The sequence below is a fragment of the Synechococcus sp. CCAP 1479/10 genome (assembly GCF_019038515.1).
In the GTDB taxonomy this organism is placed as follows: Bacteria; Cyanobacteriota; Cyanobacteriia; order PCC-6307; family Cyanobiaceae; genus Cyanobium.
In genome coordinates this window covers 1-22,209 of record NZ_JAFKRJ010000017.1, presented here as the reverse complement: position 1 = coordinate 22,209, position 22,209 = coordinate 1, and the positions used below count along the sequence as shown (strand labels likewise).

At 66.7% G+C, this 22,209-nt stretch carries 21 protein-coding genes, 1 tRNA gene and 1 pseudogene; 9 read left to right on the top strand and 14 right to left on the bottom strand.

The window, feature by feature from the left end; genetic code table 11:
- Nucleotides 1-298: sigma-70 factor domain-containing protein (locus KUG39_RS05505; protein WP_286192949.1), on the bottom strand; the 298-nt coding region annotated here is incomplete at its 3' end.
- A 215-nt stretch (nucleotides 299-513) separates the two neighbouring features.
- Nucleotides 514-1,890, bottom strand: coding sequence for a magnesium transporter (mgtE, locus tag KUG39_RS05500; RefSeq protein ID WP_094584276.1), 1,377 nt, complete (start codon nucleotides 1,888-1,890; stop codon nucleotides 514-516).
- Between the two features lie 79 nt (nucleotides 1,891-1,969).
- Here mgtE and KUG39_RS05495 point away from each other — a divergent pair, with 79 nt between their 5' ends.
- A complete protein-coding gene (locus KUG39_RS05495) occupies nucleotides 1,970-2,449 on the top strand; it encodes a glutathione peroxidase (RefSeq protein ID WP_216913447.1) in 480 nt (159 codons plus the stop codon).
- Nucleotide 2,450: 1 nt separating this feature from the next.
- Here the strand turns inward: KUG39_RS05495 and KUG39_RS05490 are convergent, their stop codons facing one another.
- Nucleotides 2,451-2,786 (bottom strand): SH3 domain-containing protein, encoded by a 336-nt coding sequence (locus KUG39_RS05490; protein ID WP_216913445.1) that lies wholly within the window; start codon nucleotides 2,784-2,786, stop codon nucleotides 2,451-2,453.
- On the bottom strand, nucleotides 2,786-4,744 hold the full coding sequence (gene gyrB / locus KUG39_RS05485) for a DNA topoisomerase (ATP-hydrolyzing) subunit B (RefSeq protein ID WP_216913443.1): 1,959 nt from the start codon (nucleotides 4,742-4,744) through the stop codon (nucleotides 2,786-2,788). The genes KUG39_RS05490 and gyrB overlap by 1 nt, the downstream gene beginning before the upstream one ends.
- Before the next feature lie 225 nt (nucleotides 4,745-4,969).
- On the opposite strand from gyrB, the gene miaA reads away from it, so the two are divergent.
- Both miaA and infC read left to right on the top strand, forming a co-directional pair.
- Nucleotides 4,970-5,929, top strand: coding sequence for a tRNA (adenosine(37)-N6)-dimethylallyltransferase MiaA (gene miaA, locus KUG39_RS05480; protein WP_502988636.1), 960 nt, complete (start codon nucleotides 4,970-4,972; stop codon nucleotides 5,927-5,929).
- 20 nt (nucleotides 5,930-5,949) lie between these two features.
- On the top strand, nucleotides 5,950-6,531 hold the full coding sequence (gene infC, locus KUG39_RS05475; RefSeq protein WP_094584272.1) for a translation initiation factor IF-3: 582 nt from the start codon (nucleotides 5,950-5,952) through the stop codon (nucleotides 6,529-6,531).
- 45 nt (nucleotides 6,532-6,576) lie between these two features.
- Here infC and KUG39_RS05470 read toward each other — a convergent pair whose 3' ends face one another.
- Nucleotides 6,577-7,386 (bottom strand): dienelactone hydrolase family protein, encoded by an 810-nt coding sequence (locus KUG39_RS05470; RefSeq protein WP_286192947.1) that lies wholly within the window; start codon nucleotides 7,384-7,386, stop codon nucleotides 6,577-6,579.
- Nucleotides 7,387-7,490: 104 nt separating this feature from the next.
- On the opposite strand from KUG39_RS05470, the gene KUG39_RS05465 reads away from it, so the two are divergent.
- Nucleotides 7,491-8,480 (top strand): GntR family transcriptional regulator, encoded by a 990-nt coding sequence (locus KUG39_RS05465; protein WP_015109798.1) that lies wholly within the window; start codon nucleotides 7,491-7,493, stop codon nucleotides 8,478-8,480.
- Between the two features lie 12 nt (nucleotides 8,481-8,492).
- Nucleotides 8,493-9,242, top strand: coding sequence for a serine O-acetyltransferase (cysE, locus tag KUG39_RS05460; RefSeq protein ID WP_216913439.1), 750 nt, complete (start codon nucleotides 8,493-8,495; stop codon nucleotides 9,240-9,242).
- A 217-nt stretch (nucleotides 9,243-9,459) separates the two neighbouring features.
- Here the strand turns inward: cysE and KUG39_RS05455 are convergent, their stop codons facing one another.
- Nucleotides 9,460-9,735, bottom strand: coding sequence for a type II toxin-antitoxin system VapB family antitoxin (locus KUG39_RS05455; RefSeq protein ID WP_216913437.1), 276 nt, complete (start codon nucleotides 9,733-9,735; stop codon nucleotides 9,460-9,462).
- A 46-nt stretch (nucleotides 9,736-9,781) separates the two neighbouring features.
- Nucleotides 9,782-12,616 (bottom strand): preprotein translocase subunit SecA, encoded by a 2,835-nt coding sequence (gene secA, locus KUG39_RS05450; protein ID WP_216913435.1) that lies wholly within the window; start codon nucleotides 12,614-12,616, stop codon nucleotides 9,782-9,784.
- A 163-nt stretch (nucleotides 12,617-12,779) separates the two neighbouring features.
- On the opposite strand from secA, the gene KUG39_RS05445 reads away from it, so the two are divergent.
- Nucleotides 12,780-13,244 (top strand): GNAT family N-acetyltransferase, encoded by a 465-nt coding sequence (locus KUG39_RS05445; RefSeq protein WP_190611913.1) that lies wholly within the window; start codon nucleotides 12,780-12,782, stop codon nucleotides 13,242-13,244.
- Here KUG39_RS05445 and KUG39_RS05440 read toward each other — a convergent pair.
- Nucleotides 13,236-13,307 (bottom strand) — tRNA-Gly (locus tag KUG39_RS05440). The genes KUG39_RS05445 and KUG39_RS05440 overlap by 9 nt on opposite strands.
- A 139-nt stretch (nucleotides 13,308-13,446) precedes the next feature.
- Here KUG39_RS05440 and KUG39_RS05435 point away from each other — a divergent pair.
- From KUG39_RS05435 to KUG39_RS05425, 3 genes are all read left to right on the top strand, one after another.
- Complete coding sequence (locus tag KUG39_RS05435) at nucleotides 13,447-14,835, top strand: exopolysaccharide biosynthesis polyprenyl glycosylphosphotransferase (RefSeq protein ID WP_286192945.1); 1,389 nt, start codon at nucleotides 13,447-13,449, stop codon at nucleotides 14,833-14,835.
- A 58-nt stretch (nucleotides 14,836-14,893) separates the two neighbouring features.
- The gene (galE, locus tag KUG39_RS05430; protein ID WP_216913431.1) at nucleotides 14,894-15,997 is read left to right on the top strand and encodes a UDP-glucose 4-epimerase GalE; all 1,104 of its coding nucleotides are present in this window, start codon (nucleotides 14,894-14,896) and stop codon (nucleotides 15,995-15,997) included.
- A 159-nt stretch (nucleotides 15,998-16,156) separates the two neighbouring features.
- On the top strand, nucleotides 16,157-17,011 hold the full coding sequence (locus KUG39_RS05425) for a methyltransferase domain-containing protein (protein ID WP_216913429.1): 855 nt from the start codon (nucleotides 16,157-16,159) through the stop codon (nucleotides 17,009-17,011).
- A 46-nt stretch (nucleotides 17,012-17,057) separates the two neighbouring features.
- Here KUG39_RS05425 and KUG39_RS05420 read toward each other — a convergent pair whose 3' ends face one another.
- From KUG39_RS05420 to KUG39_RS05395, 6 genes and pseudogenes are all read right to left on the bottom strand, one after another.
- Nucleotides 17,058-17,822 carry a glycosyltransferase family protein gene (locus KUG39_RS05420; protein ID WP_216913427.1) on the bottom strand — a complete coding sequence of 255 codons (765 nt, stop codon included), beginning with the start codon at nucleotides 17,820-17,822 and terminating at the stop codon, nucleotides 17,058-17,060.
- A gap of 50 nt (nucleotides 17,823-17,872) precedes the next feature.
- Nucleotides 17,873-18,775 carry a hypothetical protein gene (locus KUG39_RS05415; RefSeq protein ID WP_216913425.1) on the bottom strand — a complete coding sequence of 301 codons (903 nt, stop codon included), beginning with the start codon at nucleotides 18,773-18,775 and terminating at the stop codon, nucleotides 17,873-17,875.
- Entirely contained in the window at nucleotides 18,775-20,070 is a 1,296-nt protein-coding gene (locus KUG39_RS05410) for a glycosyltransferase family 4 protein (protein WP_216913423.1), read from the bottom strand. The genes KUG39_RS05415 and KUG39_RS05410 overlap by 1 nt, the downstream gene beginning before the upstream one ends.
- A 23-nt stretch (nucleotides 20,071-20,093) precedes the next feature.
- Nucleotides 20,094-20,840, bottom strand: a complete 747-nt coding sequence (locus KUG39_RS05405) for a class I SAM-dependent methyltransferase (protein WP_216913422.1) — start codon at nucleotides 20,838-20,840, stop codon at nucleotides 20,094-20,096.
- Nucleotides 20,841-20,870: 30 nt separating this feature from the next.
- Complete coding sequence (locus KUG39_RS05400; protein WP_216913420.1) at nucleotides 20,871-21,806, bottom strand: NAD-dependent epimerase/dehydratase family protein; 936 nt, start codon at nucleotides 21,804-21,806, stop codon at nucleotides 20,871-20,873.
- A pseudogene (locus KUG39_RS05395) lies at nucleotides 21,803-22,209 on the bottom strand (hypothetical protein); the annotation flags it as partial. The gene KUG39_RS05400 and the pseudogene KUG39_RS05395, both read right to left, overlap by 4 nt.

Genomic DNA, 22,209 nt, shown 5'->3' with positions numbered 1-22,209 from the left:
TCTTCGCCACGCTCACCACCAGACGCAGGTTGGCGGCCACCATCCGCTCCTTGGCGCGGCGGCCGGCGTGCAGGCGCTTGCGCAGCACCTCCGGCCGCAGGCCCGCCGCCGCCGCCAGCTCCTGCTGGCTGGGCTCACTGCCGCCGGAGCGCATCTTCAGCTCCTCGCGCATCTCCTCGAGGGCCATCAGCTCCTGCACCTGGCGGCCCAGGGTGATCTCCTGCTCATGGCTGAGCAGCGGCACCCGGCCGATGTCCCTCAGGTAGGAACGGACCAGGTCGCCGTCCACCGGCGGCATCGAGCGGCCGGAGGAGGCGCGGACCACGGCCTGGACCGTGTCGGAGACCTGGATCGTCTCGGCGATCTGGACCGTGTCGGACGTCGAGGGTTGGGCGTAGGCGAGGGCGACGACCATGGATCCGATCCATAACTGTCTGTAAAGCGTAACATCACGAAGTGTGAACTCCTCTCAGAAACGGGAGGGCCCAGAAACGCGGTCCGGACGGGCCCGCATCAGCCGGTGCCGAGCCGGGGCAGCAGCAGCTGGGCGGTCCTGAGGTAGATGAACACGCCGGCCACGTCGGTGGCCGTGGTGATGAACGGGGCCGACATCAGGGCCGGATCCAGCCCCAGGCGGTCGAACAGCAGGGGCAGGGCCGCTCCGGCGGTGGCCGCCAGGGTGGTGATGGCCACCAGGCTGATGCCCGCCGAAGCGGCCACCAGCGGACTGCCCCCCATGGTCCAGGCCCAGGGCACCACCACCACCGCCAGCAGCCCGCCCAGCAGCGCCCCGGCGACCAGCTCCCGGCCGATCGTGCGCCAGGGGCCCAGGGACTGCAGCCGCTGGGTGCTGAGACCCCGGATGACCACGGTGGAGCTCTGGGCGCCGACGTTGCCGCCGGTGCCGATCAGCAGCGGGATGAAGGCCGCCAGGAGTACCACCTGCTTGAGCACATGCTGCTCGGAGGCGATCACGGCCGAGGTGCCGGTGTTGGCCACCAGCAGCACCAGCAGCCACACCACCCGGCGCCGCGCCACGGTGAACAGGTTGCTGCGGAAGTAGTCGTCCTCGTCACCGGCCTGCACGGCGCCGGCCGCATAGAGGTCGCGGGTGGCCTCCTGCTGGATGACGTCGATGACGTCGTCGACGGTGACGATGCCCACCAGCCGCTGCTCCCGGTCCACCACCGGCACGGCCAGGAAGTCGTAGCGCTGGATCACCCGGGCCACCTCCTCCTGGTCGGTGTCGGTGCTGACGCTCATCACCTCCCGGGTCATCACGTCCCCGAGCCGGTCCTCCGGATCGGCCGTCACCAGATCCCGCAGGGACAGCATGCCGCTGAGATGCCGGGAGGCATCGGTCACGTAGAGGCTGTAGATCGTCTCGGTGTCCCGGGCCCGGCGACGCACGATGTCGAGGGCCTGCTGGGCGCTGTGGAATTCCTTCAGGTCGATGAACTCGGTCGTCATCAGGCGACCGGCGGTCTCGGCCTCGTAGCCGAGCATCTGGGCGGTGACCCGGCGCTCCGCCGGGCTCAGTTCCGCCAGCAGCCGCCGGACCACCTTGGCCGGCAGTTCATCGAACAGTCGCACCCGGTCGTCCGGGGACATCTCCTCCACCAGCTCCAGCACCTCACCGGAGCGCAGCCGCTCCAGCAGGCTCTGCTGCACCGATCCGTCGAGGTACTCGTAGACCTCGATGGCCTCGTTCTTGGGCAGCAGCCGGAAGGCGAGGGCCTGGAGCGTGCGCGGCAGGGTGCCGATCGCCTCGGCGGAATCCACCGGCTGCACGGGCTGCAGCAGCAGTTTGGCGCCGTCGTAGTTGCCCGCCTGCAGCAGACCCTCCAGCTGGCGGGCCACCACCTCGGCGACGGCGGAGGCCTCAGCCATCGCTCCTCAGATGCCGGTGGGTACGAGTGTATGGGCTGAGCCGCTAGGGTCCGCGGCGTTCTCCCCTCCCCAGGAACCCATGGCCGTCAACGTGAGCGACGTGGTGGTGCGCACCGCCGCCGGCCAGGAGCGCCGGCTCGGCGAGTGGGCCGGCCAAGTCCTGCTGATCGTCAACGTGGCCAGCCGCTGCGGCTTCACCCGCCAGTACGCCGGCCTGCAGGCCATCCAGGACCGCTTCGGCCCCCAGGGCTTGGCCGTGCTCGGCTTCCCCTGCAACGACTTCGGCGCCCAGGAGCCTGGGACCTTGGAGGAGATCCAGCAGTTCTGCTCCACCACCTACGGCGTCGGCTTCGAGCTGTTCGACAAGGTGCACGCCACCGGCTCGAAGACCGCCCCCTACGACACCCTCACCCAGGCCGAACCCGCCGGCGACGTGGCCTGGAACTTCGAGAAGTTCCTGATCGGCAAGGACGGCACCGTGGTGGCCCGCTTCAAGAGTGCGGTGGAACCGGACGGGGCCGAACTGACCGCCGCGATCGAGAAGGCACTGGCGGCCTGAATCAGCCGGGCAGCCAGCCCCGGCTGGCCCGGCCGTCGGCGGTGGAGGTCTCCACCCGCAGCCAGCGGCGGCCGCCCGGCTCCAGCCATTCCCGCAGCACCCGCAGCGGAGCACCTGTTTCCAGGCGCACCAGAACCGGTGCCTGGCAGCGGGGGGCGCAGTGGAGACCGAGGCTGCCGCTGCTGATCAGGGGCTCGGCCTGGCGCTCCCGTCGCCGCACCTCCGGGAGCCGTCGCTCGCCGCCGCCGGCGGGCAGGGCGGCGGGGGCCATCAGGGCGAAGCCCAGAAGGGCGGCCCAGCGCCAGGCCGGCAGAGGGATCGCAGGACGCAGCCGCATCAGATGTCGAGCTGGGCGAAATCCAGCTCGGCGCTGTGGGTCTCGATGAACTCCCTGCGGGGGGCGACCTTGTCGCCCATCAGGATCGTGAAGATGCGGTCGGCCTCGAGGGCATCCTCGATCTCGACGCGCTTCATCATGCGGGTCTCCGGGTCCATGGTGGTTTCCCAGAGCTGCTTGGGCATCATTTCGCCGAGGCCCTTGAAGCGCTGGATGTTGTAGTTGGCCTTCTCGCCGAAGCCTTCCAGCACCTTCTTGAGCTCGTTTTCGTTGTAGCAGTAGTTATGGTTCTTGCCGCGCTCCACCTTGTAGAGCGGCGGGCAGGCGATGTAGATGTAGCCGCCTTCCACCAGCGCCTTCTGGTAGCGGTAGAAGAAGGTGAGCAGCAGGGTGCGGATGTGGGCGCCGTCCACGTCCGCGTCCGTCATGATGACGATGCGGTGATAGCGGAGATTCTTCTCCTCGAAATCCTCGCCCTTGATGCCCAGCCCCAGGGCCGTGATCAGGGCCTGAATCTCGGTGTTCTTGTAGATCTTGGCGTCGTCAGTCTTCTCGATGTTGAGGATCTTGCCGCGCAGGGGCAGGATCGCCTGGAAGCGGCGGTCGCGGCCCTGTTTGGCGGAGCCACCGGCCGAATCCCCCTCGACGATGTAGATCTCCGACTCGCTGGGGTCGCGGGAGCTGCAGTCGGCCAACTTGCCAGGCAGGGTGGAGCTCTCCAGCACCGACTTGCGTCTGACCAGCTCCCGGGCGCGGCGGGCGGCCTCGGCGGCATTGAAGGCCTGGATCGCCTTCTCGAGAATCAGATCGATCACCTGGGGGTTGAATTCCAGGTATTCGCCGAGCGCCTCACCCACCGTGGTGTCGACAATGCCGCGCACCTCGGTGTTGCCCAGCTTGGTCTTGGTCTGGCCCTCGAACTCCGGATCCGGCACCTTGACCGAAAGCACGGCCGTGAGACCTTCGCGGATGTTCTCCCCGGCCAGGTTGGTGTCGGCGTCCTTGCGCTTGCCGCGCTTCTTGGCGAACGTGTTCAGGGTGCGGGTGAGCACCGTCTTGAGGCCCTCGATGTGGGTGCCGCCGTCGACGGTGCGGATGTTGTTGGCGAAGCCCAGGATGCTGTCGGAGTAGGCATCGACGCACCACTGCAGTGCCGCCTCCACCTGGACGCCGTCCTTGGTGGCGTTGACGTAGATGATCTCGGGATGCAGCGGATCCTTCTCCGCATTCATGTAGGCGACGTACTCCCTGATGCCGCCTTCGTAGTGGTAGATCTCCTCGTGGGCCGCACCATCGGCGCCGGCGGCGGCGCTGCGCTCGTCGCGAAAGACGATGCGGACACCACCGTTGAGATAGGCGAGCTCCCGCAGCCGGGCGGAGAGGGTGTGGTAATCGAACTCGATCCCGCCGCTGAAGATCTCGATGTCGGGCCGGAAGCGCACCGACGTGCCGGTGTGGGCGTCGGCGGCGTCCTCGGAGGCGAGGGTGCCGATCGGCAGGCCCCGCTCGAAGCGCTGGCGGTGGACCTGGCCCTGGCGGTGGACGGTCACCTCCACCCACTCGCTGAGGGCGTTGACCACCGAGATGCCGACGCCGTGCAGACCGCCGGAGACCTTGTAACCGCCGCTGCCGAACTTGCCGCCGGCGTGGAGCACGGTCAGCACCGTCTCCAGGGCGCTGCGGCCGGTGCGGGGATGGACGTCGGTGGGGATGCCGCGGCCGTTGTCGGTGACGCTGGCGGAGCCATCTCCGTGCAGGGTAACCAGGATCTCGTCGCAGTGGCCCGCCAGGGCTTCGTCGACCGAGTTGTCGACGACCTCATAGACGAGATGGTGGAGACCCCGGGGCCCGGTGGTGCCGATGTACATGCCGGGCCTTTTGCGCACCGGCTCCAGGCCTTCCAGCACCTGAATCTGTTCGGCGCCGTAGGCCGCTTCGACTTTGATGGCGTCGCTCATTCAGAAAAGGTTTCCCCAGGGGGCTGACAAGGGCGGCGAATCCCAGGGGCGGTGGGGCGGCAATGGGGCGAAGCGGCTCCGAAAGGACGCTGCGCAAAGGTCAATCTACCACCGCCGTCCCGTAGAGCCCCAGAGACGCCTCTGAGAACCGATTTGGATCGGGGGTGCAATCACCGCCTGCGTCCCCCTCCGGCAGGATGGCCCGATTCCCCTGTCGCGCCCGGCCTGCGGCCGCCGCTCCCGCCCCCCGTGGTGTCCCTCCCCGGCGCCGATCTCCCCCTGGTGATCGCCCTGCTGGGCCCGACCGCCAGCGGCAAGACCGCCCTTGCGATCGAGCTGGCCGAAGCCCTCGACCTGGCCGTGCTGTCGGTGGATTCCCGCCAGATGTACCGCCACATGGACGTGGGCACGGCCAAGCCCAGCGCCGAGCAGCGGGCCCGGGTGCGGCACGAGCTGCTGGATCTGAGCGACCCCGACCGGCCCCTCACCCTGCAGGAGTTCACGGCCCTGGCCACCGCCGCCATCGAAGCGGAGCATCGCCGCCGCGGCGTGGCCCTGCTGGTGGGGGGCAGCGGGCTTTACCTGAAGGCCCTGCTGGCCGGCCTGCGGCCGCCGGCGGTGCCACCCCAGCCGGCCCTGAGGGCCCAGTTCGCCGCCCTGGGCCAGCCGTTCTGCCACCAGGTGCTGCGCCATGCGGATCCGGTGGCGGCCGGTCGCATCGCCGCGGCGGATGCGTTCCGCACCAGCCGGGCCCTGGAGGTGCTCTACGCCACCGGCAGGCCCCTGTCGGCCCAGCAGGGCCTCTCCCCTCCCCCCTGGCGGGTGCTGGAGCTGGGCCTGGATCCGGCCGACCTGCCCCAGCGCATCCGGCGCCGCACCGCCGCCCTGTTCGCCGACGGCCTGGTGGAGGAGACGGCGCAGCTGATCGAGCGCTTCGGGGCCGACTGCCCCCTGCTGGAAACGATCGGCTACGGCGAGGCCGCCCGGCTGCTGCGGGGTGAACTGGAGCCCGACGCCGCCGTCGCCCTGACGGAGCGGCGCACTCGGCAGTACGCCAAGCGCCAGCGCACCTGGTTCCGGCGCCAGCACCGTCCCCTCTGGCTGACGGACGCCGCCGCGGCCCCGGCTTCGGAGGCGGATGTGCTTCAGCGTGCCCTGGGGGCGGCCACGGGCGGTTTATGGTGAAGGTCTAACCGCCCCTGTGAATGCCTCCCCGTCCCCGTTTTGATCGCCGTGCTCCCGTGCGGGAGCTGCCCAACATCAACGACCGCATCAGCTACCCCAACCTTCGTGTGGTGGATGCGGACGGCAGTCAACTGGGAGTCATCACCCGAGAGGCGGCCCTCGATGTCGCCCGCGACCGGGAGCTGGATCTGGTCCTGGTGAGCGAGAAGGCCGATCCGCCGGTCTGCCGGATCATGGATTACGGCAAATACAAGTTCGAGCAGGAGAAAAAGGCCAAGGAGGCCAAGAAGAAATCGCACCAGACCGAAGTCAAGGAGGTGAAGATGCGCTACAAGATCGATTCGCACGACTATCAGGTGCGCATCGGTCAGGCGGTCCGCTTCCTCAAGTCCGGCGACAAGGTGAAGTGCACGGTGATCTTCCGGGGCCGGGAGATCCAGCACACCGCCCTGGCCGAGCAGCTGCTCTACCGCATGGCCAAGGACCTCGAGGAGAACGCCGAGATCCAGCAGCCCCCCAAGCGCGAGGGCCGCAACATGATCATGTTCCTCAGCCCGCGCAAGCAGGCGGCCGGCAAGACGCCAGCCACGGCGGCCAGCTGAGGCGCTCCGGCTGAGCCCGCCTCGCTCTCCTGGCGGAGCACGTTTTCAGCCTCCCGCCCGGTGCCTGTCGGGCCCCAGCTGGCTCTCAAACGCGTCCAGCAGCAGCGACCAACCGGCCGCCGCCGAAGCGGGGTGGTGGTCGGAGCGGGCCGCGCACATGAAACCGTGGCCCCCCTCCAGCAGCACCAGCCGGTGGAGCCCCGTGGAGGCATTGACCGCAGCCCGGGCGGCGTTCGCCGCGGCCAGGGCCGTTTCGATCGCCGCCACGTCGGCGGCCGGGATCAGGGGATCCGCCCGGCCGCAGATGCACAGCAGGGTGCCGCCGATCGTCGGCACCAGCTCGAGGCTGGGCGGGCCACCCCCAGGACGGCCCGCGGCCACGCCGGCCCCGTAGAAATCCACCGTGGCGGCCACCGCCGGCAGGCTGGCCGCGAGCAGGGCGACGTGGCCGCCGAAGCAGAAGCCCACGCACCCCAGGCCTCCGGCGGCGGCCGCGGGGGGCAGCTGCTGCTGCAGCCACGCGGCGGCCAGGCCCACATCGGCGAGCAGCTGGTCGGTGCGGGTGCGCTCCTTGTGGCTGCGCCCGAGGGCCAGCTCATCGGGGCCGTAGTCCAGCTCCAGATCGGGGGCGGTGCGGGCGAACAGGGGTACCGCCAGCGCCGCGTAGCCCGCCGCCGCCAGTCGCTCCGTCACGCCCCGGATCCAGCCGTTGAGGCCGAACACCTCCGGCAGCACCAGCACACCGGCGCGGGGCGGCCCGTCGGCGGGCCGGGCCCACCAACAGCGCAGCGGCACCTGGTCCGGGCGGCGGGGGTCGATCGACTGCCAGGAGGCGACGCAATCGGAGGGGGACAAACCGGCACAGGGCAACCGGCACATGGTCGTATGCCAACGAGGGAATTGTCACGGGCCCCAAAGCTCCGTAGGGTGGCGGCCAAGGACACCTTGGCCACACCGGCGTGCGTTTTCACATTCAGCAGGAGAGCGACATCCCGGCGTCGACCCAGCTGTACAACCAGATCTGCTTCGCCATCGCCGCCCGGCACTACCCACCGGGCCACCGTCTGCCGAGTACGCGCCAGCTGGCCATGCAGACCGGCCTGCACCGCAACACGATCAGCAAGGTCTACCGCCAGCTCGAGACCGACGGCGTGGTGGAGGCCATGGCCGGCTCCGGGATCTATGTGCGCGACCAGCAGAACCCGCGCGAGATCAAGCCGCCGCCGGGCCTGCGCAGCAAGGCCCTGCCGGACATCGACCGGGAGGTGCGCCAGAGCGTCGACGGCCTGCTCAACGCCGGCTGCACCCTGCAGCAGGCCCGGGAGCTGCTCACCCGCGAGATCGACTGGCGGCTGCGCTGCGGCGCCCGGGTGCTGGTGAGCACCTCCCGCGAAGACATCGGCGCCTCGATCCTGATCGCCGAGGAACTCAAGCCCAGCCTGGAGGTGCCCGTCGAGGTGGTGCCGATCGAGGAGCTGGAGTCGGTGCTGGAGACCTCCAGCAAGGGCACGGTGGTCACCAGCCGCTACTTCCTGCAGGAGGTGGAGCAGATCGCCAAGGTGCACGGGGTGCGGGCCGTACCGGTCGACCTCAACGACTTCGGCCACGAGCTGGGCATGCTCAAGGAGCTGCGCCCCGGCAGCTGCGTCGGCCTGGTGAGCATCAGCCCCGGGATCCTGCGGGCCGCCGAGGTGATCCTGCACAGCATGCGGGGCAACGAACTGCTGGTGATGACGGCCAATCCCGACACCAGCAGCCGCCTCCTGGCCCTGCTGCGGGCCTCCAGCCACGTGATCTGCGACAAGCCCAGCCTGCCCCTGGTGGAGCAGACCCTGCGCCAGAACCGCGCCCAGCTGATGCGCCTGCCGATGGTGCACTGTGCGCAGAGCTACCTTGGCAGCGCCACCATTGACCAACTGCGCAAGGAGATCGGCCTCCTGGCGGCCTGACGGCGGGAATCCATGCTCGATGCACTCCGGGCCGACCTGGCCATCATCCGGCAGAGGGATCCGGCCGCCCGGGGCACCCTGGAGATCCTCCTTTGCTACCCGGGCTTCCACGCCCTGGAGCTGCACCGCGTCAGCCACCGCCTCTGGCGGATGGGGCTGCCCCTGATCCCCCGGCTGCTGAGCCAGCTGGGCCGGCTTTTCACCGGCGTGGAGATCCACCCGGGGGCCCGGATCGGCCGGGGCGTCTTCATCGACCACGGCATGGGCGTGGTCATCGGCGAGACCAGCGTCATCGGCGACAACTGCCTCCTGTACCAGGGCGTGACCCTCGGGGGCACGGGCAAGGAGCACGGCAAGCGCCACCCCACCCTGCTGGACAACGTTGTGGTGGGGGCGGGCGCCAAGGTGCTCGGGGCAATCACCGTGGGCACCAACACCCGCATCGGCGCCGGCTCGGTGCTGCTGCGCAACGTGGGGGCCGACAGCACCGTGGTGGGCATCCCCGGCCGGGTGATCCACCAGGCCGGTGCCCGCATCGATCCCCTGGCCCACTCCGCCCTGCCGGATGCGGAGGCCTCGGTGATCCGCAACCTGATGGAGCGGATCGACAGCCTGGAGAACGACGTCAACCGGTTGCAGGCCTGCCTGCAGGAGGTGGCCGCCGGCCGGCCCCTGAAGGAGCCCTGCAGCGGCACTGCCCAGAACCTGCGCGACCGGGAGATCCTGGAGTTCCTGGGTGACAACCCAGAGATCCAAAACTGAAGCTGCGGAGCGCCTTCAGAACACGGCCACTTTGACGTCGGTTTGGGAGAAGTCGTCGCCCTTGAACAACAGAGGCCGATCCAGAGCCATGGCCAGCCCATAGCTGAAGCAATCCCCGAAGTTCAGGCCTGCCCGGTGGCGACCCTTGCCGTAGTACTGCCAACCGTGCAAGGCCCAGCGCAGCTGGTTCGCATCAACGCAGAGGTCTCCACCACCATCACACCGGCAACCCCTGATCGTCATAGAGCTCGTCCTGCAACTTCTTGCTGGTCACGCCCTCCGGCCACTGAATCTGGCGAAATCGCTGCAAAAGTTCCTGAAGCCGGGCATGCCGAGCCGCGACCGCACTGGCCATCTCTTCCTCTCCGTGCTGGCTACGCTCAAGCTCGGCGCTGAGGGCTTGTCGCACCGCATTGGTCACGGTGGTGGACCGGCGGGCAGCCAACTCGCGTGCCATGGCATGCACTTCAGGATCCTTGATGTTCATGCCCATGGCGCCGCCAGGGTAGAAGAGATAGAAATTCTACCCTTGTTGACCTTCAGGCCGTGACGGCCTGCGGCACCTGGGGCTGGAACATGAACATCGAATAGATCACGTTGCGGCGCATCTGGGTCATCATCTCCAGGAACATGTCGTAGCCCTCGTTCTTGTATTCGATCAGGGGATCCTTCTGGCCGTAGCCCCGCAGGCCCACCGATTCCCGCAGGGCCTCCATGGCCTGCAGGTGCTCGCGCCAGAGGGTGTCGATCTGCTGAAGGATGAAGAAGCGCTCCGCCTCCCGCATCAGGCCCGGCCGCATCTGCTCGATCTGCCCCTCCTTGATGTCGTAGGCATTGCGCATCTGCTCCTGCAGGAAGGCCTTGAGCTCCTCCATCGACAGGCCGCTCACCTGGTCGGGCGAGAGATCGGCCAGCAGGTAGATGAACTCCTTGACCTTCTCCACCAGGCGGGTGAGATCCCACTCCTCGGGCGGCAGATCAGGGTTCACGTAGGCCTCGACGATGTCGTCGATGGTGCGCTCGCCGTAGCCGATCACCTGCTGCTTGAGCTCCCTTCCCTCCAGCACCCGGCGCCGTTCGGTGTACACCGCCTTGCGCTGGTTGTTCATCACCTCGTCGTACTCGAACACCTGCTTGCGCATGTCGTAGTAGTACGTCTCCACCTTCTTCTGGGCCCCCTCCAGGGAGCGCGTCAGCATGCCCGATTCGATCGGCATGTCCTCCTCCACCCGGAAGGCGTTCATCAGGCCCGCCACCCGGTCGCCGCCGAAGATGCGCAGCAGGTTGTCCTCCAGGGACAGGAAGAAGCGGGTGCTGCCCGGGTCGCCCTGGCGACCGGCCCGGCCGCGCAGCTGGTTGTCGACCCGGCGCGACTCGTGGCGCTCGGTGCCGATCACGTGCAGGCCACCGGCGGTGCGGACCTGGGCCTCCTCCTGCTTGACCACCACGTCGTACTCGCCCCGGACCTGGGCGATCAGCTCCCGCAGCCGCTGGATCTGGGGATCGTCGGTGGGGGCCTTCTCGGCCGCCTGGGCGATGCGGTCCTCGAGTTCGAGCACGGTGAGGGTGCGGTCGCCCCAGGCGGTCACCAGCTCGCGGGAGAAGCCGGACAGGGCCTTCTCCGTGTCTTCGGAGAGGCTGCAGGGATAGAGGTTGCCGATGGCGCGGGCCTCACTGGCCGGCCTGGAGCTGGGGGCCACGGCGCCGCCGAAGCCGGCCGGCGCCTCGGTGGAGCGCTGCAGGGGCACAGGGGGACGGTGACCCTCCTCGGGGCGCACCAGCCGCGGCAGCAGCACTTCCCGCAGCTTGAGGCGGGCCATGTAATCGCTGTTGCCCCCCAGGATGATGTCGGTGCCGCGGCCGGCCATGTTGGTGGCGATGGTGACGGCACCGGCCCGGCCCGCCTGGGCCACGATCTCGGCCTCCCGCTCCACGTTCTCCGGCTTGGCGTTGAGCAGGTTGTGGGGGATGTCCTGCTCCTGCAGCAGGGTGGAGAGATGTTCCGACTTCTCGACGCTGGTGGTGCCCACCAGCACGGGACGGCCGCTCTTGTGCACCTGGGCGGTCTCGGCGGCCACGGCCTGCCATTTGGCCGTTTCGGTCTTGTAGACCTGATCGGGCCAGTCGGCGCGGGAGCGGACCCGGTTGGTGGGCACCACGGCCACTTCCAGCTTGTAGGTCTTCTCGAACTCCACTTCCTCGGTCTTGGCGGTGCCGGTCATGCCGGCGAGGCGGGGGTAGAGGAGGAAGAAATTCTGGTAGGTGATGCTGGCCAGGGTCTGGGTCTCGGGCTGGATCGGCAGGGACTCCTTGGCCTCGATCGCCTGGTGCAGGCCGTCGCTCCAGCGGCGCCCGGGCATCACCCGGCCGGTGAACTCGTCGACGATCACCGCGTCGGAGTCGCGCACGATGTAGTTGACGTCCTTGACGAACAGTTCCTTGGCCTTGAGGGCGTTGTTGATGAAGTGGGCCCAGGGGTCCTGGGGGTTGAAGAGGTCCTGGACGCCGAGCAGCTGTTCGGCCTTCTGGTAGCCCTCGTCAGTAAGGGTGACGTTGCGCTGCTTCTCATCGACCTCGTAGTCGCCCTCGGGATCGATGCCGTCCTTGCCCATCTCGGCGGCGCGCTGCAGCTCCGCGGCGATCCGGGCCGCCTGCATGTACTTCTCCTGGGGCCGCTCGATCTGGCCGGAGATGATCAGGGGGGTGCGGGCCTCGTCGACGAGGATCGAATCCACCTCGTCGATGATGCAGTACTGAAACTCGCGCTGCACCACCTCGGCGATGTCACTCGCCATGTTGTCGCGCAGGTAGTCGAAGCCCAGCTCGGAGTTGGTGGCGTAGGTGATGTCGCAGGCGTAGTTGCGGCGCCGCTCCGGCGGGCTCATGTCCTGCTGGATCAGGCCCACGCTCAGCCCCAGGAAGCGGTGGATCTGGCCCATCCACTCGGCGTCGCGGCGGGCCAGGTAGTCGTTGACCGTTACCACGTGCACCCCGCGGCCGGTGAGGGCGTTGAGGTAGGCCGGCAGGGTGGCCACCAGGGTCTTGCCCTCGCCGGTCTTCATCTCGGCGATCTGGCCGTTGTGGAGCACCATGCCGCCGATCAGCTGCACGTCGAAGTGGCGCATGCCCAGCACCCGCTTGCCGGCTTCGCGCACCACCGCGAAGGCCTGGGGCAGCAGCTCATCGAGCAGGGCCTTGCGGCGGGCCGCCGTCTCGGGCTTCTCCAGCTTCTGGCGGAACTCGGCCGTCAGGCCCCTCAGCTCCTCGTCGCTGAGGGGCTCGATCTCCTCCTCCAGCAGATTGATGTCGGACACCAACGGCTGGTAACGCTTCAGCTTGCGGGCATTGGGATCACCCAGCAGCAGCTTGAGCATGGAGTTGGCCTGTCCGTAGTTTCTTACCCTACCATCGCAAAACCGTGGCCGAGAGCGAAGAATCGTGCTGCTGCAAGGGTTCTCGGCGTCTCCTTCGCCGGGGATCCGCACCTGGGGAGGCCACCGAGCAGGATTCGCAGCTGATGCGCCCCACCCCGGTCCGTTGAGCAGCGCCCCCCCCAGGCCCGAGGCCCCCTCCCTCGCCCCGATCCGGCTGGTCCGCCACGGCCGGCTGCGGCTGCGCCTGCGCTGGCGACTGGCGGCCCTCCGCACCCTGCTCGATGGCCACAGCTTCTGGGCCACCGGCCGCCGGCCCGCCCAGCTGGGGCGGATGCTCGGCGGCAGCCAGGTGGTGGTGAGCGCCTGGCAGGCGGGAACCCTGGTGGGCTTCGGCCGTGCCACCAGTGACGGGGTGTTCCGTGCCGTGCTCTGGGACGTGGTGGTGGCCGAGGACCAGCAGGGCCGGGGGGTCGGCCGGCGGATCGTCGAGACGCTGCTGGCCAGCCCGGAGGTGGCGGCGGCCGAGCGGGTCTACCTGATGACCACCACAGGCGAGGGCTTCTACGAGAAGCTGGGCTTCAGCCGGGTGGACAGCCAGCGGCTGATGCTGAAACAGACAAGCGGATGAAGAGATTCGAACTCTCGACCCTCTCCTTGGCAAGGAGATGCTCTACCACTGAGCTACATCCGCAGTTCGGCCCCTTGGCCGGATCGAAGCATGCCCCATGGGGGGCCCCTCGGTCAAATGGGGACGCCGGGCGCGGATCCTGCGGCCGGGGAAGGGCGGCGGCAGCGCCCATAAAGTCGGGCGGTGGCGGTGGCGGCAAGGCATGTGGTGGCGGACTCCCTGGCTGAGACAGCGACGGCTGCTGCTGGGGCTGGCCCTGTTCGACACCCTGCTGCTGCTGGGGACCTACAACAGTCTGTTCCTGCAGCGGTTCGACCGCTGGGCCGGCATCACCGGCTCGATCGTGGGCCTGACCCTGCTCTGGGTGGGAACGTCCTACCTGCTGGGGCGCTACTCCAAGCCTGACCAGGGCCAGCGGGATTCCCAGCGGCGACGGCTGGGCGCGACCGCCGTGGTGGCCCTGCTGGTGCTCGCCGTCGTCGTCGTGGGTCTCAACTGGGGCCTGAAGGTGGATGATCCGCGGACGTTCCGGAACTTCATCCTCCCGCTGCTGGCGGCGGTCACGCTGGCCTCGGGAACGGCGCAGCTGGTCGTCACCCGGCTGCTGAGCCGCCGCCAGGCCTGGCTGCTGGTGGGGGAGACGGCGGAACTGACGGTGGTGCGGCGCGAGCTCGAACGGGACGGCGGCCACACCCAGCTGGATCTCCACTACTACGACTGCCGTGCCCTGGAGCCGGCGTTCGAGACCATCCTGCTGACGGTGGACGGCATCGCCGTGAGCGAGGCGGCCGAACTGAGTGACGTCCTGCTGCAGAAACTGCTGGCGCGGCGCGAACGGGGCGCCAGTGTCTGCAGCCTCGTCATCTGGGCCGAGCACCACCTCCAGCGGGTCCCACCGGAGCTGTTCTCGAGCCGATGGCTGCTGCAGGCCGACGGCTTCGAACTGCAGCCCAACCGCTGGGGATGGCGGCTCAAACGCATGGGGGACGTGGTCGTCGCCAGCCTGCTGCTGATCATCACGGCGCCGGTGCTGCTGGTCTCCGCCCTGGCGATCCGTCTCGAGGGCGGCGGGGGGATCCTCTACCGCCAGGTCAGGACAGGTCTGTACGGGGAGGCCATCGAGGTCTGGAAGCTGAGGACCATGTGCGAGGAAGCGGAGGCACGGGGTGCCCGCTGGGCCAGCCGCGACGACCCCCGCGTCACGCGGGTGGGAAAGCTGCTGAGACGGCTGCGCATCGATGAACTTCCCCAGCTGATTGCCGTGCTGAAGGGTGAAATGAGCCTGATCGGCCCGAGGCCGGAGCGGCCCGAGATCGAAGACACGCTGGAGCAACAGATCCAGCACTATCGCGTGCGCCACTGGGTGCGTCCCGGACTCAGCGGATGGGCGCAGGTTTGCTATCCCTATGGCGCCAGCATCGAGGACAGCAGGATGAAACTCAGCTACGACCTCTATTACCTGCGCAATGCCAGTCTGATGCTGGACACACTGATCCTGATCAAGACGATTCGCCTGCTCGTCAGGGCCAGGGGCGCCCAGCCGGATGTGCACCCCCGGGGCTCCATGGCCCGGTTCAAGGCTCTTCCTTGAGTCTCACGGGATGGACGGCACCTAACCGCGTAGGATCACCAACCCTTGGTCATGGTCCTTGGCGACTGTACTGATCACTGGAGGGGCTGGCTTCATTGGCAGTCACACCTGTCTGGTGATGATCGGTGCCGGCCACGACGTGGTTGTCATCGACAACCTGCACAACAGCAGCGTCGAAGCGCTCCACCGGGTGGCGGAACTCTGCCAGCTCAGCCCCTGCCGGCACGCTGTTGATCAGGACGGCGTGCATCAGGCCTGGGAAACCGCCACGGGTGATCGCCGGCTGCTCTTCATCAACGGTGACATCCGAAGCCCGGAGGCCCTCGATGGGGCGTTCCGCTGCGGCGGCAGCGGCGGGGGCGTGGCGGCCGTGCTGCATTTCGCCGGCCTCAAGGCCGTGGGTGACTCGATCCAGGAGCCGCTGAGCTACTGGCACGTGAACGTCGAAGGCACCCGCTGCCTGCTCGAGGCGATGCGGCGCCACGGCTGCCGGACGATCGTGTTCAGCAGCACCGCCGCGCTCTACGGCTGCCCGCAGGAGCTGCCGATCCCTGAGAGCGCCTGCGTCCAGCCGGCGAATCCCTACGGACAGACCAAGGCGGCGGTGGAGCGGATGCTGGCCGACACGGCCGCCAGCGAACCGGGTTGGCGCATGGCCAGGCTGCGCTACTTCAACCCCGTGGGAGCGCACCCCAGCGGACGCATCGGCGAGGACCCCAACGGGGTGCCCTCCAACCTGTTCCCCCTCATCACCCAGGTGGCCATGGGACTCCGGTCCCACGTGCAGATCTTCGGCTCCGACTGGCCCACACCCGATGGCACCGGCATCCGTGACTTCATCCATGTGATGGATCTGGCCGAGGGCCACAGGCAGGCCCTGGATCTGCTCCTGACGACGGACGAACAGATCCTCACTCTCAATCTCGGCAGCGGCCAGGGACACTCCGTGCTCGAAATGATCGAGGCCTTCGAGCGGATCAACGGTTGTCCTGTGGCCTACGAATTCGCACCCCGCAGGCCAGGCGATGTGGCGGAGAGTGTGGCCGATTCAACCGCGGCGCAGCAGCTGCTGGGCTGGTCCACCACCCGCAATCTGGAAGACATCTGCCGTGATGGCTGGGCCTGGAGAAAGATGAACAAGTACGGTTATGGCTTGCGCTGACTATTCTCTTTTACACCAGATTCTACCTCAATAAGCAACGCGACAAACAATAAGTCCAGAGCCAGGAAAACGCACTAGCTGGATGGCTTAATCACCAACGGAGGCCGTGAGCAGATACCTACCATGCTATCATAAGGATAGCCCGTCAACCTTGAGGCAATGCGACAACGGCTCAGGTCTTTTGCCAAGAAAGCGCTTATCAAACTTATTGGTCCTGCAGCAACAAAAGGCATTTCAGAGACGGCTCTGCTTCGGCCTGATAATATCTACCAGAAAGCAATTGAGCGCAGATGTAAACAGATCGCGGATGAATTCATACCCCCGCCCAAAGACATCCCAACAGACGCCTACAGGCAATGGCAGCAAGGCCTAATAGACGAGTTAAAGTTTTGGTACTTATCAGTCGCCCTTGACGGATGGAGCTGGGCTGATTCATATAAGCTAAGATTAGGCTCAAGATTTGATTTTCAATTTCCAACCTATATCGCGCACTTTCCTGAAAGAGAGATTTTCTGCCTAGAAGTAGGTGCTGGCGCTATGGCAGCCCTAGGCACTGAAGGTGTACCGTCAAAAGAGATCACAATTGAACCGACTGACGCACTCGCAAATGCTTTTGCTGCCATCTTCAGAGACTTCGGGGTAAGGTCGCGATTCCCTGTGATTCAGTGTGATGCAGAGAGCATAAGTGACGCCTATGATCCTGAGCATTTTCATTTTGCTTATGCCAGCAACTGTCTTGATCATTGCTATAATCCCGTTTCAGCCATTCAGCAAATGTATGCATTAGCAAAGCCGACCGGCACAGTCCTATTGGGTCATCACATCAATGTGGCGGTATCTGAAAACTATACTGGACTCCATCAATGGAATTTATGCGAAATGGATGGAAGATTTGTCGCGTGGAACAGAGACGAAAAACACTTCATTGACGAGAAGTTGCCCGGCAGTCCTGAATTCCAGATCACAACCTCAACAGAGCAGAACTGGATTACCGTTTCCATCAGGAAACCTTGAGGGTTTCTCGTTTTGGATATGCCTAAGTTCAAGATGTAGGCAAGTTTTATCTCAGCTGCAGATAAAGCCATCGCTGCGCCCAAGCAGGAAGAAGCCTGAGCAGGAATGCGGAGAAAGCCCATAGGAAGTTGAGCGGACTAAACAAATGCAATTCTCGGATAGCACGCAGCCTGACATTCAGATCCGCACAGGCTTGACGAAACCCGCCACGACGCAGGAAGAAGCGAGAGTCTCGACAATAGTTTAGCAAGGGATTTGGTAGGTTAGCAAAAACGAAGCGCTGACTTGCAGCTGCAATCCATAAGTGGTAGTCCTCCGTTCGCCGGACATCCTTGCGGTATCGAAGACCAGACTCAAATACACGTCGGCGCATCATTACTGTGGGGTGGTTGAGTGGGTTGCTACGCGGCAATGCGCGAACGATCTCCAAGTGGTGTAGAGGCATTCTCTTTAATTGTAGATAGGTACCATGCTCATCTATCTCGTGGCATGCTGTACCAAGGATGTCCAGCTCAGGATGAGCTTCGAAAAACTCACGCTGAATCTGCATTCGACCAGAAAGTGATTCATCATCAGCATCCATCCGAGCCAGAAAGGCAACATCTGGATGCCGCAGTGCCTCCTCCACCAGTTTGTTAAGTCCATGGGCCAATCCCCGCGCTTCCGCCACTTCCCGAAGCACCAAGGTGGCTGGAGCGGCAGCGGCTCGGAACCCATCGGGATCCATGAGCTGGCCTCCGTCGACGCGCAGGTAAATCAGGTCTCCTTGGGCAAGGCTTGAGGCCGTGCTGCGGATAGCCCGCAGGGCCATGGCCTCCGGAGTGCCCCCCTTCATGCAGAGCAGGGTCGCGATGCGCGCTGTCATAGCGCCTGGAAGGCTTGCAATGGCAGATCGATTTCCACATGGGCCGCCTGGGGAACGAAATCCTTCAAGGCCGCCACATCCACCCGCTGCCCCGCGAGGAAGCGTTTGAGCAGGGCCTCGCTGGAGTAGTCATCGGAGGCGCCGGCCCGGTTGTCGAGGATCGTCTGCACCTTGTTGATGGGTGCGCAGAAGGCCACCGACTGCTCGAAGCAGAGCAGGTCAGGCTTGCCCAGGGCGAAGAGGGAACTGGAGGAGGAGAGCACCTGTTCCAGGCGGTTGGGGTTGGTGTAGGGGAGGGTCCGCAGCAGGCCGATCAGATCGGCGAGGCGGTAGACGGAACTGGACACCTCGACCGGGTAGCCGAAGTCGCCGGTCTGGCCCACCCAGCGAAAGCGCAGACCCGAAGCCACGGGCTGGAAATCCGGCAGCGGCTGGGCACAGTTCATCGAATAGCAGCGCGTGGTGTTGCGGCCGACGCGCAGGGAGAAGCCGATGACGGAGGGCTGCTGCTCCAGGGCCTCCACGATCGATCGCAGCGAAAAGGGCCGCACGAAGATGTTGTCATCGACGAGAAACAGCAGCTGCTCACAGCGCGGACGCCATGAGCGCAGCCGCAGCCGATCCAGGATCCGGCGCCAGCGGGACGCAGCCGGTGGTTGCCGCAGGCAGGCCAGCAGATCGTGGCGGAAGGAGCGCTCCTCCACCCAGTCGATCAGGAGCCGGCCCTGGAACTCTTCCCGCAGCTGGGCGTATCCGCGGGAGAACGGCTCGGAGCTGGCCCGGTAGAGCACCGTGATCGGCGTCTGCGCCGCCTCCCGGCAATGCAGGGCGAACGAGGCCAGGGTCGCTTGCAGCTGCAGCGGCCGATCCTTGGAGAAGATCAGGGTGAGGACGCGCATCAGAGCTGGGGGGGAGCCGGGAACTGGTCGTGGATCGCCTCACCGTCGAGCAGGGATCGGTAGAGCCGTTCGTACTGGTCGGCGATCCGCTCCCAGGTGAAGTGGGCCTGCCAGGCCCGGTGGGCGGAGTCGGCCATCCGGCGGCGGCCGGGAGCATCGGCCACCAGGGCCTCCAGCCGCTGGGTCCCGGCGGCCACATCGGCCCGCACGCTGCCTTCCCGGTCGTCACTGCGCTCGCCGGGCAGCAGCTCCCCTCCCCCGGTCCAGGCGATGATCTCGGCCGCATTGCCCACCGGCGTGACGAGGAACGGCGTGTGGGAAGCGGCGGCTTCGAACAGCACCAGGGGGGAGCACTCGATCCAGGAGGGGAACAGCAGCAGGTCGGCCTCGAGGAAGGCGCTCACCGTGTCCTCGCGGGAGAGGGCATGGCCGAGGACCTGGCGGCCGGCCGCCGCGTTGCGACGCCGGTTGAGGCGCTTCATCACCTGCAGCTGGGTGGGGAAGGCGAGGGCCCGCAACCCCTTGCCCCGCAGCAGGTGGTAAACGCCCCGGGCCAGCTGGCGCGGCGTCAGGGAACGGGCCAGGGACTGGGAGAAATCCGGGCTGACCAGCAGCAGGGTGGCCTGCCGCAGCTGGGAGCGGGAGAAGATCTCGAGAGCCTCGGCCTGCCCCTTGGCCACCGACAGGTAGCCGGAGACATGCAGGATCAGGAGATCGTCTTCGGGGATGCCGAGCCGGGCCCGCAGGCCGGGATCCCGGGGACGGACGAACTCCTCGGCCGCCGCACCGTTGGGAATGATGGCGATGCGATCGACACCCTCACGGCGGGCGAAATCGATGTCGCGGTAGGAGTCCGAAAGAAAGACACAGGTGTCATAGCTGCGCATCCATTCGCCCATGGCGGCGAAGTAGCCGGCGAAGGTGGGGTCGCCCAGGGCGGAGAACCCTGTGGGGACAAACACCTTGCGGGCCTTCAGCTGGGGCAGCAGCGGCAGCATCAGATCGGTGGCCCACTGCTGCGCCGCGAAATTGACGATGACGTCGGCATCGGAGCCGAGCAGGTAACGCTGGTAGCCGGAGACATCTCCCCAGACCCCCACCGCACTCTTCCCCTGCACATCGAAGCCCCTGACCTTCACCCCTTCAATGCTGTCGCCGGTGCGGGCCGGGTCGGAGCGGGTGGCGACGGTGACGTCGTGGCCCCGGGCCACCAGACGCTCGGAGATCTGCCGCACCACCTCCGACATGCCATGGCGGGCCGGCAGATAGGACTCGACCGTATGGAGGATCTTCATGGGCCGGCGGGGCTGGGGCGAACCTACGCCGCAGCCGGGGCGGCGGAGTAAAGCAGGGTCATGCCCGGCAGGCTGAGCCCGGAATGCACCGCCTGGAAGCGGCCGGGAAAGGCGGCCAGGGACTCCTCGACGGCTTGGCGGGGCCCGATGTTGTAGCCGGACGCTGGGGACTGGAGGAAGGTGTCGTGCAGCAGCAGCACCGGGTCAGGGACGGCCGCCAGGATCCCGTCGATCTCCCGCCTGACGCTGGCGTGGCTGTGGTCGCCATCGAGGAAGAAGAGAGGGGATGGGGGGCGCCCTGCCCGCTCCCACAGGCCGAGGGAGGTGGTCAGGCCGTCGCCCTGGTGCAGTTGCACCCCCGCCAGGCCCCGCACCATCGCGCCCCGCTGGGCGTGGGGGTGCTCCACATGGTCGACGTCGTCAGGGAGGTCGCAGGAATGGATGGTGGTGGCGATATGGAAATAATGGGCGATTTCATGGAAGATTCGCGCCGACTTACCGATGTTGGTGCCCCATTCGAAGATCAGGGAGGGCTGGAAGCGACAAACCGTCGCCGTCATCAGCATCAGTTCCTGCAGGGGAAAGGGATGAACCCCGACCACGGGAACCAGGGTGCGGGCCACGAACGCGGAGGTGACCCAGCCGTCCACCTCAAACTCCCCACAGGCAGGATTGCGGGAGGGATTGGCGGTGCTGAGGAAGGGATCCAGGGATGTCGAACGTTCGGCGGAGGACCCACCAAGATCCAGCAGCCGCGAAAGAATTCCCATGGGTCAGGACTTAAGGAGCGTGGGGGGTCGTCAGGTGGAGCTGGACGCCGTCAGGGCATGCTCCCACATCTGGGCCAGCCCCTGCTGCAGGGGCACCTGGGGACGCCAGCCGGATGTGGCGGTGAGCTTGGCGCTGTCGAGCACGTTGGCTTCGACATCAAAGCGTCGCTGGGGGAGATGGCTCACGGTGACGGCACGGCCAGCCTGGCGAGCCAGGGGGCGGAGCAACGCGAGGGCCTCAAGATTACTGGTGCCGATGCCGGTGCCGAGATTGTAGGTCTCGCCATCCTGGCCACATTCCAGGGCCGCAATGATGCCACGGGCCACATCATCGACATGGATGTAATCACGGATCGTTCCCTCGGGTCCGTAGATGTCGATGGGGCGACCTGAAACGATCGCATCAATGGCGGCCGCGAGAAATCCCTGGCCCGACCTGGCACGCTGCAGCACCCCATAGGCATTGGCCGGTCGCACGACGACCACCGGCAGTCCGCGCGTGTGGTGAAACATCAGCGCATAGTGATCGATGGTGAGTTTGGTGATGCCGTAGGGACTAACGGGGGCGGTCGGATGGCTCTCGGCCATGGGCAGGGACAGGGAACGCCCATAGACCGTGCCGCCGGAGGAAACGATCAGCAGACGGCGCACCTTCGCCGCCATGCACTCCTCGAGCAAGGCCACGCTCGCCGGCAGATTGGCCTGCAGATCAAAGAGCGGATCGCCGAAGCTGGTCTTGGGGACGGTGGCATAGGCAAGATCAATGACTTCGCACTCGGCCTCAAGAATCTCGGCCATCTCGGCCCGATTGCCCAGATCAGCACAGCGATAGCTGCAGCCGGCGACTGTGCGATGCTCACCTGGCTGACGGCGGCCGATAATGGTCACCTCCCGGCCGGTGGCCACGAGGGTCTCGCTGACAACGGCACCGATGAAACCGGCACCCCCGATGACGATGGTCTTCACCGGGCCCTCCTGAAACGCTGGAGCAGCCGCCAGATCCGCTTGGCGACGTTGCGAACCGGGCCCACCGTATGGAGGAGGCCATAGGCGGCGGAATCCCGCATCATCCAGCCCGCCCGCATCGCCTCAATACGGCCCAGGGCGTCCTGCCGGAGGGGCGGGGCCTGAGGGTCGGGGGCGAAACTCCCGATCGCTCGGAGCATCAGGGACTGCATCCGCGAAAAATCAGGCCGACCGGGCAGGGCCTCCGCTTCGCCATGGGTGAGGGCGGCGATGGCGACGACATCGGGATCATCGGGGGAGACCTGGGCTGCGGCCGCTAGGAGGCTGCTGAAAAACCAGCCCAGCCGCGGGAGAATGGCCCAACGGCACTGAGCGAATGCGCGGCCAGCAGGAACGCACCGGC